Genomic DNA, 17,384 nt, shown 5'->3' with positions numbered 1-17,384 from the left:
GTCAACAAGTGCCGTGCCATGCCTTGACGGTGCCCGGACACCGCTCTACAACGTAGTCAGCCCCCGGTCGCCGGGCCCCGTTCCCCTCCGCCCACCGGGGCGTCCGCCCGCTCGTCACCCCCACCGAGAACGAGGCACCCCCATGCGTCTGCACCCCTGCCTTGCCCTGGCCGCGGCCACCGCCACCCTCGCCGTCGGCGCCGTCCCGGCCGCCGCGGCGCCCGCGACCGCGCCCGCCCCCGCCGCCGCCGCCGCCGGATCCGTGCTGACCGCCGGCGGAACGGCCGTCGCCGCGGGCGACGTCCTGCTCGAGTCGCTCGCCGCCGGGACCCGGGCCACCTTCTCCTCCGACACCACCGGCTCGACCGGCGTCTTCTGCGGCACCTCGCCGTTCACCGCGAAGGTGCTGGCCAACCCCGCCGCACCGGGCACCGCCACCGCCTCCCTGACCGGCCTGACCTTCGGCTCCTGCACGGCCAACGTCACCGGCGTCACCTCGGTCCGGAGCCTCACCGTCGGCAACCTCGCCTACACCCTCGCGCTCGACTCCGCCGCCGGCCACCCGGTCGCCCTCACCCCCGGCCCGGCCGGCCCGATCCAGGCCTCGGCCGTGCTCAACAGCTGGTTCGGCACCCTCACCTGCACCTACCAGCTCAGCGGCGCGTTCACCGGGGCCGCCGACAACACCGCCCACGCCCTGGTCTTCCGCAACGCCCGCTTCACCAAGAGCGCCGGCTCCTCCCTCTGCCCCGGCGAGGGCTACTTCTCCGCCACCTACGGCCCCCTCACCGACTCCACCCGGCCCGGCGCCCCCGCCGTCGACGTCACCTGACCGCCCCGGCCCGGCCCACCGCACCGCCGGTCGGAGCGTCCGGCGGCGCGGCCCCGGCCCGGGTCAGGCGACCTTGGCGCAGAGGGGTTCGGCCGAGCCGTGCCTGATGGTCAGGGTGCGGTAGCCGGTGGCCCCGATGTCGACGGTGTAGTCGCCGTCGACGGTGTAGAGGTCGCGGGGCAGGGTGCCCGCGCCGGCGCCGAAGCCGAGGAGGATCGGGCCGTGGGCCCGCCAGGTCTGGGAACCGTCGGGGCGGTACTCCACGTGGGAACGGCCCCCGGCGTCGGCGTCGTAGTGGGCACCGGTGAGCGTATTGGTGAGCCGCATGACGAGGGCGCCGCGGTAGGCGACGCGGCGCACGGTGCCGTCGGGGTCGGCGGCCAGGACGTGCCGCTCGACCTCGTCGACGACGGGTTCGAGACGCACCGGGAAGTCGCAGCGCGAGCCGGCCGGCAGGTCGAAGGACGGCGAGGGCCACGGCTCCCAGCCGCCGCGGCCGGTGGCTCCGGCCGCCGGGGCGGCGGCGAGGGTCGCGGCCAGGGCGGCGGCGACGGCGGTGGCGGCGGTGGCGAGGCGGAGGGGGATGCGGTGCATGGTGTCTCCCGGTGGGGCGTCGGACGGTTCGGCGGCCAGCCTGGCAGCGGCCGCTGACCGGATTCTCACCATCCCCCGGCCGGATCCGGACGGGTGGGGCATTCCGGTCGGGCGGTCGGCCGATCGTCAGGTGGTCCTGCACGGAGCGCCGCACCCGGCCGGCCGCCGCCGTGCTCCGGTCGCCGTCGGCCCCGCCGCCCCGGCGGTGACGCACCCGGGCCCTCGGGCCCGCCGCGGCGCCCCTTCCCTCCGGCCACCGGACGGGACGGGCGCCGCGGCGGTCACGGACGGCACCGTAGGGTGGCCCGCCATGGAGTTCCGACTGCTCGGCCCGTTCGAGGCCGACCACCACGGCGAACCCGTCCTGGCCGGCGCCCGCCGCCAGGAGCGGTGCCTGCTCGCCGTCCTGCTGCTGGAGGACGGCCGGGTGGTCGCCACCGAGCGGCTGATCGAACTGCTCTGGCACGGCCGCCCGCCCGCCTCGGCGCGCGGCACCGTGCACACCTACGTCGGACGGCTGCGCGCCCGGCTGCGCCCGCACGGGGTGGTGATCGCCACCCGGCACGACGGGTACGCCCTCGCGCCCGGCCACCACGGCCTCGACGTCCGGGAGTTCCTCGACCTCACGGCCCGTGCCGCGGCGAGCGGCGATCCGGCCGAGCGGCTGCGCTGCCTCGACCGGGCGCTCGCGCTCTGGCGCGGACCGCTGCTCGCGGACGTGGCCGACGACGCGCTGCGCGGCCGGCTCGGCGGCCGGCTGCTCCAGCTGCGGCTGTCGGCCCTGGAGCAGCGGGCGGAACTCCTGCTGGCGATGGGCCGGCACGACCGGCTGCTCGCCGACCTCCCGCTGCGCGAGGGGGAGCCGGACCTGCCGGCGCCCCGGGAGCGGCTGGTGCGGGCCGTGATGACGGCGCTCTACCGGGCGGGCCGGCAGGCCGAGGCGCTCGACCTCTACCGGCACACCCGCCGCACGCTGGTGGAGACGCTGGGCGTGGAGCCGGGCGCCGAACTGGCCGCGCTCCACGAGCGGATCCTGCGCGCCGACCCCCGCCTCGACCGGCCGCCCGCCCCGCTGTACGCGGTGCGGGTCGGCGAGGAGTGGCTGCCGTGGAGCGCGGGCGGGCACCCGGCGCTGGAGTTCTGCAACACCTTCGCCGGCTGGAACGCCCCGGTCGCGCCGCCCGGCTCGGACTGGCTGCGCGGCTACTCGACGCTCGCCGTCTGGGCCGGCCACCAGGACCTCGCGGCGCCGCCGCTGGTCGAGGCGCTGCTGCGGGAGGCCACCCGGCGCCCGGACGAGGCGGCGGCCGTGCTCGCCGAGGCCCGGGCGTTCCGCTCGGCGCTCTACGCCTGCCTGACCGATCCGCAGGACGGCGCGGCCTTCGGCGAGGTGGCCGCCGTGGTCCAGCAGGCCACCCGGGCCGCGGTGTTCACCCGGGGCGAGGACGGCCTCGCGCAGTGGCGGCTGCCGCCGTCGGCCGGGCTGCGCCTGCCGCTGTACGCCGCCGCCCGGGCCGGCGCCGAACTCCTCGCCGATCCGCGCCGGTTGACCGTCCAGCGCTGCCCGAGCGCGGACTGCGGCTGGCTGTTCCTGGACGCGGGCGGGCGGCGGCGCTGGTGCAGCCTGGCGACCTGCGGGGCGACGGCCGGCCGGGGCGCGACGGGGCACTGATCCGGCGCGCGTCCGGGCTCCCGCCCGACACGTTCTCCCCAACTCCTTGACGTTGGCATGTCATTGACGGACCATCAAGCTCGCGGCGCCGCACCCCTCCTCCACCGTTCCGTCCCTACGGACCCCCACAGGAGGACAGTCATGCGACTGCCCCGTCGAGGCAAGCCCGTCGCGGCCACCGCCGTGCTGCTGACCCTCGCCCTCGCCGTCCCGCTCTCCGCCCGGGCCACCGCCCAGCCGGCCCCCGACTCCGCCGCCCCCGCCTCCGTCTCCGACGCCGACACCGCCCGGCAGTACCGCGTCGACGGCCCCCGGACCGTCGCCGAGCGCACCGAGGTCGCCGCGACCGGCGCCTCCGTCGACGCCGTCCGGCCCGGCTCGCTGACGGTCACCGCCACCCCCGCCGAGGCCGCCCGGCTGCGCGCGCTCGGCTGGTCGCCCGTCCCGTTGCCGGGCCCGCCGTACGGCGCCGAGCCGGGCCAGGCGGGCGTCGGCGCGGCGCTCTACGACTTCCCGTCCGCCGACTCCGGCTACCACAACTACGCGGAGGCGGCGGCCGACATCGACGCCGTCGTCGCCACTCACCCCGACATCATGAGCAAGCGGGTGATCGGCACCTCCTACGAGGGCCGGCCGATCGTCGCCGTCAAGATCAGCGACAACGTCGGCACCGACGAGAACGAGCCCGAGGTGCTGTTCACCGCCCACCAGCACGCCCGCGAGCACCTCACCGTCGAGATGTCGCTCTACCTGCTGCACGAGTTCGGCGACAAGTACGCCACCGACAGCCGGATCGCCGGCGCCGTCAACAGCCGGGAGATCTGGATCGTCCCGGACCTCAACCCGGACGGCGGCGAGTACGACATCGCCACCGGCCGCTACCGCAGCTGGCGCAAGGACCGCCAGCCGAACCCGGGCAGCAGCAACGTCGGCACCGACCTCAACCGCAACTGGGACTACAAGTTCGGCTGCTGCGGCGGCTCCTCCGGCTCGACCTCCAGCGAGACCTACCGGGGCGGCGCGCCCGAGTCCGCCAAGGAGACCAAGGTGGTCGCCGACTTCGTCCGCAGCCGGGTGGTCGGCGGCAAGCAGCAGATCACCGCCGCCATCGACTTCCACACCTACAGCGAGCTGGTGCTCTGGCCGTTCGGCTGGACCACCGCCAACACCACCACCGGCATGACCACCGACGAGTACAACACCTTCGCCGCCCTCGGCCGGTCGATGGCCTCCACCAACAACTACACGCCCGAGCAGTCCAGCGACCTCTACATCACGGACGGGTCGATCGACGACTGGCTGTGGGGCGCCCAGCGGGTCTTCGCCTACACCTTCGAGATGTACCCGGGGCCGAACGGCGCCAGCGGCTTCTACCCGCCCGACGAGGTGATCGGGCGCGAGACCAGCCGCAACCGGGAGGCCGTGCTGCGGCTGGTGGAGACGGCCGACTGCGTCTACCGGGCGATCGGCAAGCAGCAGCAGTACTGCGGCATCGCCACCTGACGCCCCTCGCCCGGGTGGAGCGGCCCGCCCGGAGGGGCCGCTCCACCCCTGCGGTGCGGGGCACATGACACACCGTTCAGGCCAACGGACGGGCGCCGTCCGGTCATTCCTCCCGATGGACGGACCGCGGCGCCCTTCGCGGTGTCACCATCCCTCAAGAACGATGTGACATGTCACAGCGCGTCCGGCCTCCGCCGGCCGCGCTTCTCCCAGGGAGGGAACCCGCCCATGCACCGTCGTCGCACCGCCGCCACCCTGGCCGGCGCCGCGGTCCTCGCCGCGCTGACCGCGACCGCCGCGCCGTCCGCCGTCGCCGCCACCACCGGCCCCGCCGGTCCGCCCGGACCCTTCACGACCTGCGGCACCCCGGGCGCGCCCGGCCTGCTGCAGACCCGCGCCTGTATCGACGTGGACGGCCTCCAGGTCCGCCTCTACGGGCACGCCTACCCGACCAACCCGGCCTGGGTCCCGCAGACCGTCGGCTTCAAGATCTCCGGCACCGCGCCCGGCCTGCCGCCGGGCCCGCCCCTCTACACGACCGCCCTGGTGCCCTCCGGCGGCATCTACGTCGGCAGCATCACCACCACCGCGACCTGCGGCAGCACGGTGACCGCCAACTTCAGTGTCGACAACGGCGGCTGGCCGCCCTCGCCGGCGACGGTCTCGGTCGTCGTCCCCTGCTGATCCCGCCGACGCCCCACCTTCGCGGCCCGGCCCGTCCACCGGGCCGGGCCGCGCCCTGCGAGGTGTGCCGACGAGCCTTCACGCGATCGTCGGACACGGACCCGCCGGAGCCGCCACGGGCGCGGTTCGCGCAGCGACCCGCTACCGGTTCGCCCGCCCCTTCGTCCTCGGCAGCACCGCCTGGAGCGCCGCCTTCACCACCCGCCCCACCCCGCCGGGCGCCCGGCTCGCCGCCACCGTCGCCCGGTGGCGCGAGCGCCCGGCCCCCGGCTGACCGGGCCTCAGATCCCCTCGATGCGCTCGATGCGCTCGACGACGAGTTCGCACAGTTCATGGGTGCGCAGGGCGTCGTGGGCGTCGAGCGGGGTGCCGCTGCGCACGGCGGCGAGGAAGGCGTGGACGACCTGCTCGATGCCGCGCTGGCGGGCGACCGGGACCCAGTCGCCGCGGCGGCGGGTGGTGGGCTGGCCGCGGTGGTCGACGACCTCGGCGAGGTTGTGGACCTCGCGCTTGGAGTCGGCGCCGGAGACCTCCAGGACCTCCTCCGTCGACCCGGAGCGGCGGTTCATGAGGCCGAGGGCCGTGAAGCCGTCCCCGGCGAGGGTGAGGACCACGTGCTCCACCAGGCCGTCGCGCACCCGGGCGCGGACGTCCACGTGGTCGAACTCGCCGGGGGCCAGGAAGCGCAGGGTGTCGACGACGTGGATGAAGTCGTCGTAGACGAGGGTGCGCGCGGCCTCCGGCAGGCCCTCGCGGTACTTCTTGAGGACGATGAGGTCGCGCGGCCGTTCGAGGGCCTGGGCGTAGCCGGGCGCGTGGCGGCGGTTGAAACCGACCGCCAGCGAGCGGCCGGTGCGGTCGGCGAGGGCGACCAGGTGGCGGGCGCCGTCGAGGGTGTGGTCGAGCGGCTTGTCCACGTAGACGTCGACGCCGGCCGTGAGCAGCTGCTCGACGATCGGGACGTGTTGGTCGGTCGCCGCGTGTACGAAGGCCGCCCGGATGCCGCTGTCGACCAGCCGGGCGAGATCGGTGAAGCGGTGCCGCGGTGCGATCCGGTACGCCTCGCCGATCCGGTCCAGCTTGGCGCCGTCGCGGGTCATCAGCCGCAGGTCCAGGCCGGGCTCCGCGGCGAGGACCGGCAGGTACGCCTTCTGCGCGATGTCACCGAGCCCGATCACGCCGACCGGGAGCGGGGCGTCGGGAACAGCGGTCGGGCTCATCGGGTCTCCAGGGTGCCTAGGGTGGGGCGCTGACACCCCCACCCTATGCACCGGCCTTCCGGGGGGAGCCTACGGGCAGAGCTGGTGGCTGGTGGGGATGCACTCGGGGTCGGGGTCGATCGGGCCGGTGCCGCTGCCGGGGCGGTAGTTGGACCACCACAGCGGGGTGCTGCCGTAGTAGACGACCAGGTTGCCGCCGTTCTGGATGGCGAGGTAGGCGCCGGGGTGGCGGCCGGTGCGGCTCTCCCAGAGCGGGCGCCAGGCGGCGTCGTAGGCGGTGAGGTTGCCGTCGTCCTGCACGTAGAAGTAGGTGCCGACCCCGTAGGTGCCCACGGCGGTCCAGATCGCGACGTTGTTCTTGTAGAGGACGACGTGGCCGTCGTACTGCTGGTACAGGACGGTGCTGCCGTCGGGCGAGGACCAGCTCTGGCCGCGCGACAGGCCGGCGGTGGCCTGGATGACCGTCTGGTTGGCGTCGGAGGCGGGCGCCGCGAGCGCCGTGACGGCGCCGGACGCGGCGGGGGCGGCGGGCGCGCCGTCGGCGGCCTGGGCGGGAGCGCCCAGCAGCCCGGCCGCCATCAGGACGGCGCCCAGCGCGACGCCGGCGCGGGGGACGAGGGAACGCGCGATGCTCATGACGGACACTCTCCTCAAGTCGGATCTCCGAATGGCCTGTTGCCTCGGAGAGTCTCCTCGCGCACGCGGCGGCCGGGCCAGGCCCTTCGACCCAGCCCGAAAACGGGCACGCCGTCAGCCGGCCGCGCCCGGCGTGCGGCGCAGCAGGTAGAGGCCGGAGGCGGCGGCGAGCACGGCCATGCAGGCGGCGAAGACCAGGCCCGCCTCGGGGAGGCCGAGGGGCTGCGCCAGCAGGCCGACGCCGATGACCGGGATCGAGATGCCGAAGTAGGCGACCACGAAGAGCGCGGAGAGCGCGCCGCCGCGGTGTTCGGCGGGCGCGGCGGCGGCGATCTCGCCGACCGCGCCGCGCAGGCCCATGCCCTGGCCGGCGCCGCCCACCAGTGCGGCGAGCACCAGCGGCGGCAGGACGGTCCAGGCGAGCGAGGAGGCCAGCAGGGCGAGCCCCGCGATGAGCACCAGGCAGCCCAGCGGGACGGCCCGGGCGGTGCCCAGCCTGGGCACCAGGAGCTGGCCGAGGGTGGAGCCGAAGAAGGCCGTGAAGACGACGAGGCCGGTGACGGCGTGGTTGTGGACGTCCAGGCCCTCGGTGAGGAACGCGGGGCTGACCGAGGTGAAGACGCCCAGCAGCGAGAAGCCCGCGAAGGCCGCGAGGCCCGCCGGGACGAAGACGCCGCGGACCTGCGGCGGCAGGGACGGCCGGCGCGGGCGGGCGGTGCGCAGCGGGCGGGCGCCCTCGACCGTCTCCGGCAGGAACCAGGTGACGGTGAACGACGCGGCGAGCAGCACCAGGTGCACGACGAACGGCAGGGTGAGGGGGTTCGGTGCGTACTCGGCGAGCACGCCCGACAGCAGCGGGCCGCAGCCCAGGCCGCCCATGTTGGCGGCGGTCGCGGCGAAGGCGGCCCGGCCCCGGCGGCCCGGCGGGGCGAGTTCCAGCACGTAGGCGGTGGCGGTGCCGGTGAACAGACCGGCCGACAGACCGGAGAGCAGCCGGCCCAGGCAGAGCAGCGGCAGGCCGCCCTCGGCGAGGAAGGCGACGGCGCTGGCCGCCGCGAAGCCGAGGCCGCAGAGCAGCACGGGCCGGCGGCCGACGGAGTCGGAGACGTTGCCGACGAGCAGCAGGACGCCGATGACACCGAGGGCGTAGATGGCGAACACGATCGTGACCATCAGTTCGGAGAAGCCGATCTCCTCCTGGTAGAGGCCGTAGAGCGGGGTGGGCAGGGTGGTGCCCGCCATGCAGACGGCGAAGGCGGCGGCGGCCCCGAGGTAGGCCGCGCGGCGCGCGGCGGGCGGCCGCCCGGCAGGACGATCGGTCACCAGCCCACGGTAGGCGCCGGGACCGGCCCGGGGCGGCTCGGCGGCGGGCGGGCTGCGCCGAATGGCGGCCCCGCCGGCCGCGCCGGGCGCCCCTCGTACGGCCGGCGGGGCGGGCCGCGCCGGCCCGAACGGACCGTGGCGGTGGTGGCGCGAAGCCGGGCGTGGTCCGGGCAGGCGCCGCCCGGGAGGCGTGTGCGGCGCACAAGAACCGCCGTCCCGGCGGGCGTCCCGGTGTGCCTGCCGCCTTCGGGTTGTCGTCCTCCCCCTGGTCCCGGTGCCGGCCGTGCGGCGCGGCCAGGAGACCGGCACGCTGTCCGGCGGCGAGCGGCCGGGGCTCGCCGCCGGACGAGCCGTCGGCGGGGGCGGCCCCGCCGGAGCACGCCGACCGCGGCTACGTCCTGGAGACCGGGTCGATCGTGACGAGCGCCCCGGCGGCCGGGCCGCCGGACGGTCCACGGCTTCCCGCTGCCCACCTCGGCGCGACGGCGGACCGGCGGGGCCCGGGCGCCGGATCCGGATCCGGGTGACGGGCCCGGGTGACCGGTTGGGGGGCCGGTCCCGGGCCGGGCAGCGGTCCCGGGTGCGGACGCGGCTCCGGACGGGGCGCCGGCGGGGGCGGCGGATCGGGCAGCAGCGGCGGCGGGCCCGGTGGCACCGGGTCCGGGCCGCCGGGACCGGGCACCGGTCCGGGCAGCGGACCCGGTTCCGGCCCGGGCCCCGGACCGGGGGCCGGGGTGGGGCTGGGCGGCACGGGGTCGTTCGGCGGGGTTCCCACGGCGGTTCGCTCCTCTCGCAGTCCGTCGCGGACGCGGCTACCCAGTGCGCCGCCGCCGACACCGGCCTGCGGCAGCGACTACGTCGCGTGGTCGCGCAGCCCCCGGACGGCCCGGTGGTGGAGCTCGGCGAGCATCGCGGCGACGGCGGCCGTGACCGGGGTGCCACGGGCGCGGCGCTCCGCCCAGCGCCAGTCGCCGTCCGGGTTGACCTCCAGGAAGACCGGGGTGCCGGCGCTGAGCAGGAAGTCGAACGCCCCGAAGCGCAGGTCCAGCGCGGCGGCCAGGGTGCGGGTCGCGGCGGCGACCCGGGGCGGGGGCGCGGGCAGCGCGCGCACGTCGAGCCGTTCGGGGGCGGTCCAGGGGTCGGCGGGGTGCGTCTTGCCGACCTCGAAGGCGTGCAGCCGCCCGGCGACGAAGTACACCCGCAGCTCGGCCTCGTGCTCCACGTACTCCTGGACGAGCACCGGCGGGCCCGGCCGCAGCCCCCCGGCCAGGGCGGCCCGCTCCAGGACCACCGGGAAGATCCCGTGCAGCCGGCCCGGCACCGGTTCGACGAAGTGGTGGTGCGCCGCCTTGAGGACCACCCGCGGCGCGTCGAACGCCTCGCGGACCAGCTGCGGGTCCGTGGTCAGCACGGTGCGCGGGGCGGCGACGCCGTGCCGCCGGGCCAGCCGCAGCTGGGCGAGCACCCCGGGGCGGTCGGGGCGGATCGCGGTGCCGGAGAGCTCCGCCAGCTGCCCGGCCGCCGCCTGCCAGGAGTCGCGCAGGAAGGCGGTGCGGGCGGTCTCCGGGCGCCCGGCGGCGTCCGGGATCCCGGCGGCGTCCGGGGCGGCGGCGGTGACGGCGGTGGGCGCGAAGTGGCGGATCCAGGTGACGGTGGGTGACAACGGGCGCCCGTTCAGGGCGACCGAGCGGCCGTCGGCGGCGACGGTGAGCGAGGTGGCGGCAAGCTCCTCGGCGTTCAGCCGGGCGGTGCGGACGCCCGCCCCGGCGAGCAGGCGCACCACCGGGTCGAGCTCGGTGTCGCAGGCACGGCTGAGCAGCAGGACACAGGGCTCGGGGCCCGGCCGCGCGGCGTCGAACACGCTCTTCGGGTCGTCGAGTTGGCGGAGGAAGGGGGAGGTCTCAGACATCGGTTCCGGCGGTGGCGAGCAGGTCGTCGGCCATCGCCAGCAGCTTGGTGACGGTGGCCGCCACCTGCTCGGGGGCGCCCGGCAGCCGGTCGGCGACGCGCTGCAGCACCGCCAGGTCGAAGGCGGCCGGCGGCGCGGGGGCCGCCGGCGGCGCGGCCGAGCGGAGCACCACCAGCAGCTCCAGCACGGTCGCCATCTCGGTGGCCAGCAACCCGAGCGAGGCCAGGTCGCCGAGGTCGCAGCGCGGCCGGCTGTCGCGGTCCAGCACGGACAGCACGCCGATGCACTCGCCGTCGCAGATCAGCGGCGCGGCCATGATGCCGCGCGGCACGTAACCGGTGGACTCCGCGGCCGAGCGGGCGAACTGCGGGCTCTGCGCCACGTCGTCCACCACCACCGGCTGGCCCGTCATCAGCGCCCAGCCGGCGATGCCGGTGCCGGCCGGGAAGCGGGTGCCCAGCAGGTGGTGCTCGCCCTCCCCCGCGACGGCCTCGAAGACGAGGGCGCCGTCGGCCTCGTCCACCAGCAGCACGGAGGCCGCGGCGGCGCCGAACACGCTGCGCGCCACCTCCACGATCGACTGGAGCAGTCTGCGCCGGCGGATCTCGGCACTCTCCAGCGGGTCAGTCGACACGCGCACCTCCATCGGGTACGGCTACGTTCTCGGCGGCCAGGTAGAGGACGGACTTGAGCTGGAAGGGGGTGAGCGAGCGGTGCTTGCTGAGGATGAGCGCGCAGATGCCCGCGATGTGCGGGGTGGCGAAGCTGTTGCCGGTGCTGAGCAGCTGCCGCCCGCCCGGGCCGGCCACCGGGACCCGCACGCCGCGGGCGTAGAACTCGACCGGCGGGGACGGGTTGTAGTAGTACGTCATCGGGTCGGGGCGGTCGTGGCTGGCCACCGAGATGACCGAGGCGAACGGCCACGGGTAGCTGCGCACCGGCATGTTGTGCGCGGAGGCGACGATGACGCAGCGGCGGAAGTAGGCGGAGTCGGCGAGGTCGCGCAGGGCGTCGCAGAACTCGGTCTTGGTGGTCGACAGGCTGAGGTTGATGACGTCGTAGCCCTCCTCGATCGCCCAGGTGAGCCCGGCGAGCAGGGCGGCGCCGCTGCCGTGCCGGCCGCCGGACAGCACGCGGACCGAGGTGAGCGCGGCGCCGGGTGCGATGGAGTGGATGACGCCGGCGCAGGCGGTGCCGTGGCCCGCGGTGTCGGCGGGCTCGGTGGGGACGACGGCGAGGGTGCCGTCCTCGGCCCGCACCACGTCCATCGCCCGGTCGAGTCCGCCGACGAGCGGGTGGTCGGCGTCGATGCCGCTGTCGAGGACGCAGACGCGCACGCCGGAGCCGTCCGCGCCGCCCCAGGCCCACTCCTGGGTGAGGTGGCCGCCGAGCGGGCTGATGTCGAAGGGCTCCTGCGGCACGGTCGAGGCGGGCAGGCTCCAGGCGGGCACGCCCGGGAAGTGGTCGCGCGCGGGGCGGCGCCAGGGCGGGAGGTGGACGCCGGTCACCGGCCGTCACCCCCCTGGGGCGTCCCGGCCGGCCCGGCGGCGAGCCAGGCGCGGACCCTTCCGGCGGGCAGGGTGGCGCCCTTGGCCTCGAACATCCGCAACGCCTCGGTCCCTTCAGCCCTCGCCCGCCCGGCCCGGCCGGCCGCCCGGAGCACGATCGCCCGGTCGAGGAGCGTCTCCCCGGCCAGGCAGGGGTCGTCGGAGCCGGCGCTCAGCCGGCGCGCCGACTCGGCCGCCGCCAGCGCCTCGCCGTGGCGGCCCCGCGCGGAGGCGATCCGGGCGCGCAGGGCGGCCGCGCCCAGCCGGGCGCGCGGGTTGCCGCCGTGCGCCCCGCCGCCGTCCGAGGACGCCCCTGTCTCCACGTCCGCGTCCAGCAGGTCCAGGGCCGCCGCGGCGGCGTCGGTACGGCCCTGGGCGAACAGCTCGCGGGCGATCGCGACCTCGGTCGTCCGGGTGTCCGGCGCGTACTCGGCGGTGCGCAGCACGGCGAGGCTCTGCCGGTAGCGGGCCTCGGCGGCCTCGTGGGCGCCGGCCAGCGACTCGACGAAGCCCGCGGCGTCCAGCACCACCGCGTCCGCGAGGTCGGCGTGCACGTCGTGCGAGCGGGTGAGCGCCTCGGCGAGGGTCTGCCGGGCGCCGGCCACGTCGCCGCCCAGCGCCTCCAGGTGGGCGCGGGCCACCAGCACCGGGATCAGCAGCGAGCGGTTGGCGGCGAAGCGCCGGCCGAGCAGCGCGCACAGCTCCAGCGAGGCAGCCACCGGGGTCGGGGTCCACTGCGTCAACTCGCAGACCGCGCAGAGCAGTCGGTCCTCCTCGTAGCGGTCGCCGAGGGCCCGGGCGCGGGCCAGCGCGAGGCGGAAGGAGCGCTCGGCGGAGGCGGTGCGCTCGGCGGCGAGTTCGAGGTGGGCGCGCAGCTGGTGCAGCCGGCACCAGCTGAGGTCGTCGCCGGGGTCGTGGTCCAGCCGCTCGGCCAGGCGGTGCGCCTCGGCGGCGACCTCGGCGGGCGCGGCGAGGCCCAGCCGCAGGGCGACGATGCCGTGCTGGACCGCGCGGGTGGCGGCGGCGCGGGGGTCGTCGGGCAGCGCGGCCTCGGCGGCGGCGAGCGCGGCCCGGCAGCGGGCCTCGTCCTGCAGCCAGATCCCGGCGTCGCAGACGTGCAGCGCGAGCGCGGTGTGCGCCGGGTCGCCGGCGGGCAGCAACGCCCGTCCGCGTTCCAGCAGTTGGACGGCGGCCGGGAGGTCCTTGCGGGCCAGTGCCCGCATCCCCTCGGCGATCAGGGTCGCGGCGGCCGGCCCGGCCAGGGCGGGCAACCGCTGGTCGCCGGGCCGCAGTTGGCGGGCGAGCAGGGCGGTGGCCTCGACGTGGTAGGCGACGGCCATCGGATCCGGCGGCCGCTCGCGGGAGAGCCGGTCGGCGAGGAAGCCGTGCCAGCGCTCGCGGCGGGTCTTCGGGGTGAACTCGTAGGCAGTGTCGCGCAGCAGGGCCTGGGCGAAGCGGTAGGTGCCCACCGGGCCGGGTTCGAAGACCCGGCGGCGGGTGAGCCGGGCGGCCGCCTCGTCGGCGGCGGGCGGGGCGGTGCCGTCGGCCTCGGCCATCGCGCGCAGCTGGGCGCGGGTGAACTCGCGTCCGACGACGGCCGCGAGTTCCAGCAGGCCGCGTTCGGTGCCCGGCAGCCGGTCGAGGCGGGCGCCGAGCAGGGCCTGCACGGTGGGCGGCACCTGGGTGCCGGGGGCGGTCTCGGCGAAGACGTCCGTCAGCTGCTCGGCGAAGAGCGGGTTGCCGTCGCACAGCGCGATGACCCGCCCGGTCAGCTCCTGGTGGTCGTGGGCGCGGTCCTCCTGCGGGTGGACGTCGCCGTGCAGGACCAGGCTGCCGACCAGCGCGGCGGTCTCCTCCCCGGTCATCGGGCCGAGGTCGACGGTGACGGCGTCCGGTGTGCCGGCGGCCCAGCCGGCCCGCAGCTCGAACAGCTCGGGGCGGGCGACGGCCAGCAGCAGGACGGGGACGTCGCGCAGCCAGCCGGCGATCTCCTCGACGAGGTCGAGCAGGGTCGCCTCGGCCCAATGGAGGTCCTCCCAGACCAGGACCACCGGGCGGGAGCGGCCGAGCACCGCGAGGAGGTGGCGCACGGCCCAGGCGATGTCCGCGACGCCGACCGGCTCCGGCGCGGCGGCCGCGGCCGGACCGCCCGGGGCGGGGGCGGGGGCGGACTCGGCGACGGCGGCCAGGGTGCGGGCGACCAGCCGCCGGGTACGGGCGGACCCGCCGTCGTCCCGGGCGTCCTCGCCGCTCGCGGCGCCGTCCGGGGCGAGCAGGCGGTCGAGGGCGGGCCGGCCGCCGGGCAGCGAGTCGAGCATCCCGGCGAGCGGCCGGTAGGTGATGCCCCGCCCGTAGGCGGAGCAGCGGCCGGACAGCACCACGGCCTCGCCCCGGGGCAGTCCGGCGAGGAACTCGCGCACCAGCCGCGACTTGCCGATGCCGGGCGCGCCGACGACGGTGACCAGGCGGACCTGCCGCCGTTCGCGGGCCTGCCGGTAGCCGCGCGCCAGCTCCGCCAGCTCCTCGCGGCGGCCGACGAACGGGGTGAGCGGGCCGGGCCGGTCGGCCGCCTCGGGGGCGGTGATCCGCCAGGCGGGCACCGGACGGGACTTGCCCTTGAGCTCCAGCGGTTCGACGGGTTCGATGCCGACCCGGGCGCGCACCATGGCGGCGGTGTCCGCGCAGACCAGCACCTCCCCCGGCCGGGCGGCCGTCTGGAGCCGGGCGGCGGTGTTGACGGAGTCGCCGACGACCCGGAAGTCGTCGCCGGGCCGGGTGATCACCACGACGTTGCCGGTGCAGATGCCGGCCCTGGCCTCCAGCCGCACCTGGTACTCGGCGGCGAGTTCGGCGGTGAGGCCGGACAGGGCGGCGAGCGCGCCGGTGGCGGCGCGCACGGCGCGCAGCGCGTCGTCCTCGTGCGCGACGGTGGCGCCGAACGCGGCGAGGATCGCGTCGCCGATGAACTTCTCGACCACGCCGCCGTGTTCGGCGATGGCCGCGCCGCAGCTCGCGAAGTAGCGGTCCATGACGCGGCGCAGCGGCTCGGGGTCGAGGCGCTCGGCGAGGGTGGTCGAGCCGACGACGTCGAGGAAGAGCATGGACACCTTGCGGCGCGACTCCTGCGGCTCGCGGGGCACGGCGGCGGTGGCCAGCGGTGCGCCGCAGCCGGCGCAGAACCGGTCCGCCTCGGCGGTGCGGTGGCCGCACGCGGCGCAGCTCACGGCCGGCCCTCCAGGGTCGGTTCGGCCGGTTCGGCGGCGTCCGCGGGCGGCTCGGCAGCCTTCGCCGGGGCACCGGCCGGGGCGGGCAGTGCCAGCCGGGCGTAGACGCCGGCGACCACGACCAGCAGGCCGGACACCGCGAGGACGGTGTCGATCGGCCCGAGCCGCACCCCGGCGACCGAGCCCGAGAAGTCCCGCAGCCCGCTGCCCGCGAGCCAGCCGGACAGCACCGCGGTGAGCATCGCCGCCAGCCGGGTGACCGGGTAGAACACCGCGACCACCCGGCCCCGGAACTCCTGCGGGGTGGCGGCCAGCAGCAGCGGCGCCATGGCGGTGTTCAGCATGGTGATCGGCACGATGAACACGAACAGCAGGGTCACCGCGGCCGGGAATCCGGTCTGCCGCGAGTACAGCACCAGCAGGGCGCCGCTCACCATCAGCCCGATCCAGGTGGTCCGCCGGGCGCCGATCCACTGCACCACGCGGCCGGCGGCGAGCGCGCCGGCGATCCCGCCGATGCCCATCGCCATGCCCAAGTAGCCGTACAGCTCGGCGGAGGCGTGCAGGTTCCGGGTGGCGAAGAAGACGTTGAGGGTGCTGAGCGCGCCCGTGCCGAGCTGGCCGATGACGGTGAGCAGCAGCAGGGCGACCAGGAAGCGGTTGCGGGCGAAGAAGCGCAGTCCGGCGGTGAAGTCCTGGAACAGGCCCGGCCGTTCGGCGGCCCCGGCGGCGCGCGGCTTCGGGGCGGCGGCGGCGGGTGCGGCGGGCGTCAGGTCCGCCCCCCGGATGGCGAGGTAGGAGACCAGGTAGGAGAGCGCGTTGAACAGCAGCGCCCACTGCAGGCCGACCGTGAACAGCAGCGGCGCGGCGAGCGGCGGGCCGATGATCCAGGCGGTCTGCCCGGTCGCCTGGGCGAGGCCGGCCGCCCGGGCGCGGTCCGCCTCGTCGGTGACCAGTTCCGCGATGACCGCGAACCGGGCGGGGGTGAAGAACTGGCTCGCGGCGTTGAGCACCAGCACCGTGACGTAGATGAGGCCGAGCCAGACGCCCGCCGGGAGGTCCTCGGCCGGGACGAAGGAGACGGCGGTCAGCGCCGCCACCAGGACGCCGCGCAGCACTTCGGTGCCGAGCATGGTGGCGCGCTTGTCCCAGCGGTCGACGAAGACGCCCGCGAGCGGGCCGACGGCCATCACGGCGGCGCTGGTCGCGAGGACGACGCCGCTGACGGCCTGCGGGCCCCAGGACTTCCCCTCGGCCAGCACCGTCGCCACCCACAGCACGAGCGTGGTGCTGAACACCGCGTCGCCGACCGAGGAGACGGCCTGGCCGAACCAGAGCCGGGTGTAGGTGGGGCCGAGGAGGGTCGGCCGGAGCCTGGTGAGGGCGCTCATGCGGCGTCCGCCCGTCCGAGCAGCAGCGTCATCAGGGCCGTCACCAGGGTGGTGTGGTAGGCGGTGGCGAAGTAGGCGGCCGGCGGGTCGGCGGCGCTCGCCCGGGTGGCGGCGGAGCGGCCGGGGACGGAGCCGTCGGGGCGCTGGGCGCGGGCCAGGCAGTCCACGGCGGCGGCGCCCTCGGGGGTGGCCAGGGCGTCCAGGCCGAGGCAGACCTGGGTCATGACGAGTTCGGCGGCGAGGTCCCACCAGTCGTGCCGCATGCAGTGGCCGAGCAGCCGGGCGACCAGGGCGGCCGCGTCGGCCACGGCCGCGTCGGGCAGGCCGGGGCCGGTGCGGGCGAAGTCGCTGAGGTAGAAGCTGGAGTGGGTGAGGGCGTACGCCTCGGGGACGGTGACCGGCGGTTCCTCGGGGCGGGCGGCCGCGTCCGCCCGGCCGGGGTGACGGCCCTGGCGGTCCCGGCGGTCACGCCGGTCCCGGCGCGCGGCGCGGGCGAGGGCGGTGGCGGGGAGTTCGACGAGGACGTTCTGCTCGGCGAGGTCCGGGTAGGGGTCGACGGTGTGCGCCACGCCGGCCTTGTCGGCGTAGTAGCGCAGTTCCAGCCGCTGGTACGGCGAGCGCCCGGCCGGGGAGAGGTCGGCCGGGGTGAGCCGGGCGAGGTCGGCCCGGAAGGGCGCGTCCTGCGTCCCGGCGGGGGCCAGCGCGGCGCACGCCAGCCGGTACTGGGCGGCGGCGCGCGGCGCGGCGGCGAGCAGGCCCGGGAGGCCGGGGTGGCACCAGATCGCCCGGACCCGGGCGGTCGCCTCGGTGCGGCGCGGGTCGGCGCCCGCGTCGAGCCCGGCCCAGCAG

At 76.8% G+C, this 17,384-nt stretch carries 15 protein-coding genes; 5 read left to right on the top strand and 10 right to left on the bottom strand.

The genetic code is table 11. The annotated features are described in order from the left end of the window. Nucleotides 1-142 precede the first annotated feature (142 nt). Nucleotides 143-832 carry a Tat pathway signal sequence domain protein gene (locus tag ACFXAM_RS16290; RefSeq protein ID WP_380291628.1) on the top strand — a complete coding sequence of 230 codons (690 nt, stop codon included), beginning with the start codon at nt 143-145 and terminating at the stop codon, nt 830-832. Between the two features lie 63 nt (nt 833-895). Here ACFXAM_RS16290 and ACFXAM_RS16285 read toward each other — a convergent pair whose 3' ends face one another. After that, complete coding sequence (locus ACFXAM_RS16285) at nt 896-1,426, bottom strand: hypothetical protein (RefSeq protein WP_380291626.1); 531 nt, start codon at nt 1,424-1,426, stop codon at nt 896-898. Nucleotides 1,427-1,736: 310 nt separating this feature from the next. Between ACFXAM_RS16285 and ACFXAM_RS16280 the strand changes: the two genes are divergently transcribed. From ACFXAM_RS16280 to ACFXAM_RS16265, 4 genes are all read left to right on the top strand, one after another. Next, nucleotides 1,737-3,098 (top strand): BTAD domain-containing putative transcriptional regulator, encoded by a 1,362-nt coding sequence (locus ACFXAM_RS16280; protein WP_380291624.1) that lies wholly within the window; start codon nt 1,737-1,739, stop codon nt 3,096-3,098. Nucleotides 3,099-3,239: 141 nt separating this feature from the next. After that, on the top strand, nt 3,240-4,601 hold the full coding sequence (locus ACFXAM_RS16275; RefSeq protein ID WP_380291622.1) for a M14 family zinc carboxypeptidase: 1,362 nt from the start codon (nt 3,240-3,242) through the stop codon (nt 4,599-4,601). A gap of 228 nt (nt 4,602-4,829) precedes the next feature. Further along, entirely contained in the window at nt 4,830-5,285 is a 456-nt protein-coding gene (locus ACFXAM_RS16270) for a hypothetical protein (protein ID WP_380291620.1), read from the top strand. A gap of 64 nt (nt 5,286-5,349) precedes the next feature. Beyond that, nucleotides 5,350-5,559, top strand: coding sequence for a hypothetical protein (locus ACFXAM_RS16265; RefSeq protein WP_380291618.1), 210 nt, complete (start codon nt 5,350-5,352; stop codon nt 5,557-5,559). A gap of 7 nt (nt 5,560-5,566) precedes the next feature. Here ACFXAM_RS16265 and ACFXAM_RS16260 read toward each other — a convergent pair whose 3' ends face one another. The 9 genes from ACFXAM_RS16260 to ACFXAM_RS16220 all read right to left on the bottom strand — a co-directional run. Beyond that, nucleotides 5,567-6,505, bottom strand: a complete 939-nt coding sequence (locus ACFXAM_RS16260) for a Gfo/Idh/MocA family protein (protein WP_380291616.1) — start codon at nt 6,503-6,505, stop codon at nt 5,567-5,569. 69 nt (nt 6,506-6,574) lie between these two features. Beyond that, entirely contained in the window at nt 6,575-7,141 is a 567-nt protein-coding gene (locus ACFXAM_RS16255; protein WP_380291614.1) for a hypothetical protein, read from the bottom strand. Between the two features lie 114 nt (nt 7,142-7,255). After that, on the bottom strand, nt 7,256-8,383 hold the full coding sequence (locus tag ACFXAM_RS16250) for an MFS transporter (protein WP_380291670.1): 1,128 nt from the start codon (nt 8,381-8,383) through the stop codon (nt 7,256-7,258). 934 nt (nt 8,384-9,317) lie between these two features. Further along, nucleotides 9,318-10,373 carry a RimK family alpha-L-glutamate ligase gene (locus ACFXAM_RS16245; RefSeq protein ID WP_380291612.1) on the bottom strand — a complete coding sequence of 352 codons (1,056 nt, stop codon included), beginning with the start codon at nt 10,371-10,373 and terminating at the stop codon, nt 9,318-9,320. Continuing rightward, nucleotides 10,366-11,007, bottom strand: a complete 642-nt coding sequence (locus ACFXAM_RS16240; protein ID WP_380291610.1) for a GAF domain-containing protein — start codon at nt 11,005-11,007, stop codon at nt 10,366-10,368. Before ACFXAM_RS16240 ends, ACFXAM_RS16245 begins: the two co-directional genes overlap by 8 nt. Further along, the gene (locus ACFXAM_RS16235) at nt 10,997-11,881 is read right to left on the bottom strand and encodes a S8 family serine peptidase (protein WP_380291608.1); all 885 of its coding nucleotides are present in this window, start codon (nt 11,879-11,881) and stop codon (nt 10,997-10,999) included. The genes ACFXAM_RS16240 and ACFXAM_RS16235 overlap by 11 nt, the downstream gene beginning before the upstream one ends. Beyond that, nucleotides 11,878-15,144, bottom strand: a complete 3,267-nt coding sequence (locus ACFXAM_RS16230) for an AAA family ATPase (RefSeq protein ID WP_380291606.1) — start codon at nt 15,142-15,144, stop codon at nt 11,878-11,880. The genes ACFXAM_RS16235 and ACFXAM_RS16230 overlap by 4 nt, the downstream gene beginning before the upstream one ends. Beyond that, entirely contained in the window at nt 15,141-16,535 is a 1,395-nt protein-coding gene (locus ACFXAM_RS16225; RefSeq protein WP_380291604.1) for an MFS transporter, read from the bottom strand. The genes ACFXAM_RS16230 and ACFXAM_RS16225 overlap by 4 nt, the downstream gene beginning before the upstream one ends. Continuing rightward, nucleotides 16,532-17,384 (bottom strand): DUF6895 family protein (locus ACFXAM_RS16220; RefSeq protein WP_380291602.1); only part of this gene is annotated, 853 nt, incomplete at its 5' end. The genes ACFXAM_RS16220 and ACFXAM_RS16225, both read right to left, overlap by 4 nt.

It is taken from the genome of Kitasatospora sp. NPDC059462 (assembly GCF_042749955.1).
In the GTDB taxonomy this organism is placed as follows: Bacteria; Actinomycetota; Actinomycetes; order Streptomycetales; family Streptomycetaceae; genus Kitasatospora.
Note: the sequence above shows the minus strand (reverse complement) of the source record. Positions and strands in the feature narration are given on the sequence as shown.

Coding starts and splice junctions, on each gene's coding strand:
- ACFXAM_RS16290 (WP_380291628.1), top strand. CDS start 143: ATGCGTCTGCACCCCTGCCTTGCCCTGGCCGCGGCCACCGCCACCCTC.
- ACFXAM_RS16285 (WP_380291626.1), bottom strand. CDS start 1,426: ATGCACCGCATCCCCCTCCGCCTCGCCACCGCCGCCACCGCCGTCGCC.
- ACFXAM_RS16280 (WP_380291624.1), top strand. CDS start 1,737: ATGGAGTTCCGACTGCTCGGCCCGTTCGAGGCCGACCACCACGGCGAA.
- ACFXAM_RS16275 (WP_380291622.1), top strand. CDS start 3,240: ATGCGACTGCCCCGTCGAGGCAAGCCCGTCGCGGCCACCGCCGTGCTG.
- ACFXAM_RS16270 (WP_380291620.1), top strand. CDS start 4,830: ATGCACCGTCGTCGCACCGCCGCCACCCTGGCCGGCGCCGCGGTCCTC.
- ACFXAM_RS16260 (WP_380291616.1), bottom strand. CDS start 6,505: ATGAGCCCGACCGCTGTTCCCGACGCCCCGCTCCCGGTCGGCGTGATC.
- ACFXAM_RS16255 (WP_380291614.1), bottom strand. CDS start 7,141: ATGAGCATCGCGCGTTCCCTCGTCCCCCGCGCCGGCGTCGCGCTGGGC.
- ACFXAM_RS16250 (WP_380291670.1), bottom strand. CDS start 8,383: ATGGCGGGCACCACCCTGCCCACCCCGCTCTACGGCCTCTACCAGGAG.
- ACFXAM_RS16245 (WP_380291612.1), bottom strand. CDS start 10,373: ATGTCTGAGACCTCCCCCTTCCTCCGCCAACTCGACGACCCGAAGAGC.
- ACFXAM_RS16225 (WP_380291604.1), bottom strand. CDS start 16,535: ATGAGCGCCCTCACCAGGCTCCGGCCGACCCTCCTCGGCCCCACCTAC.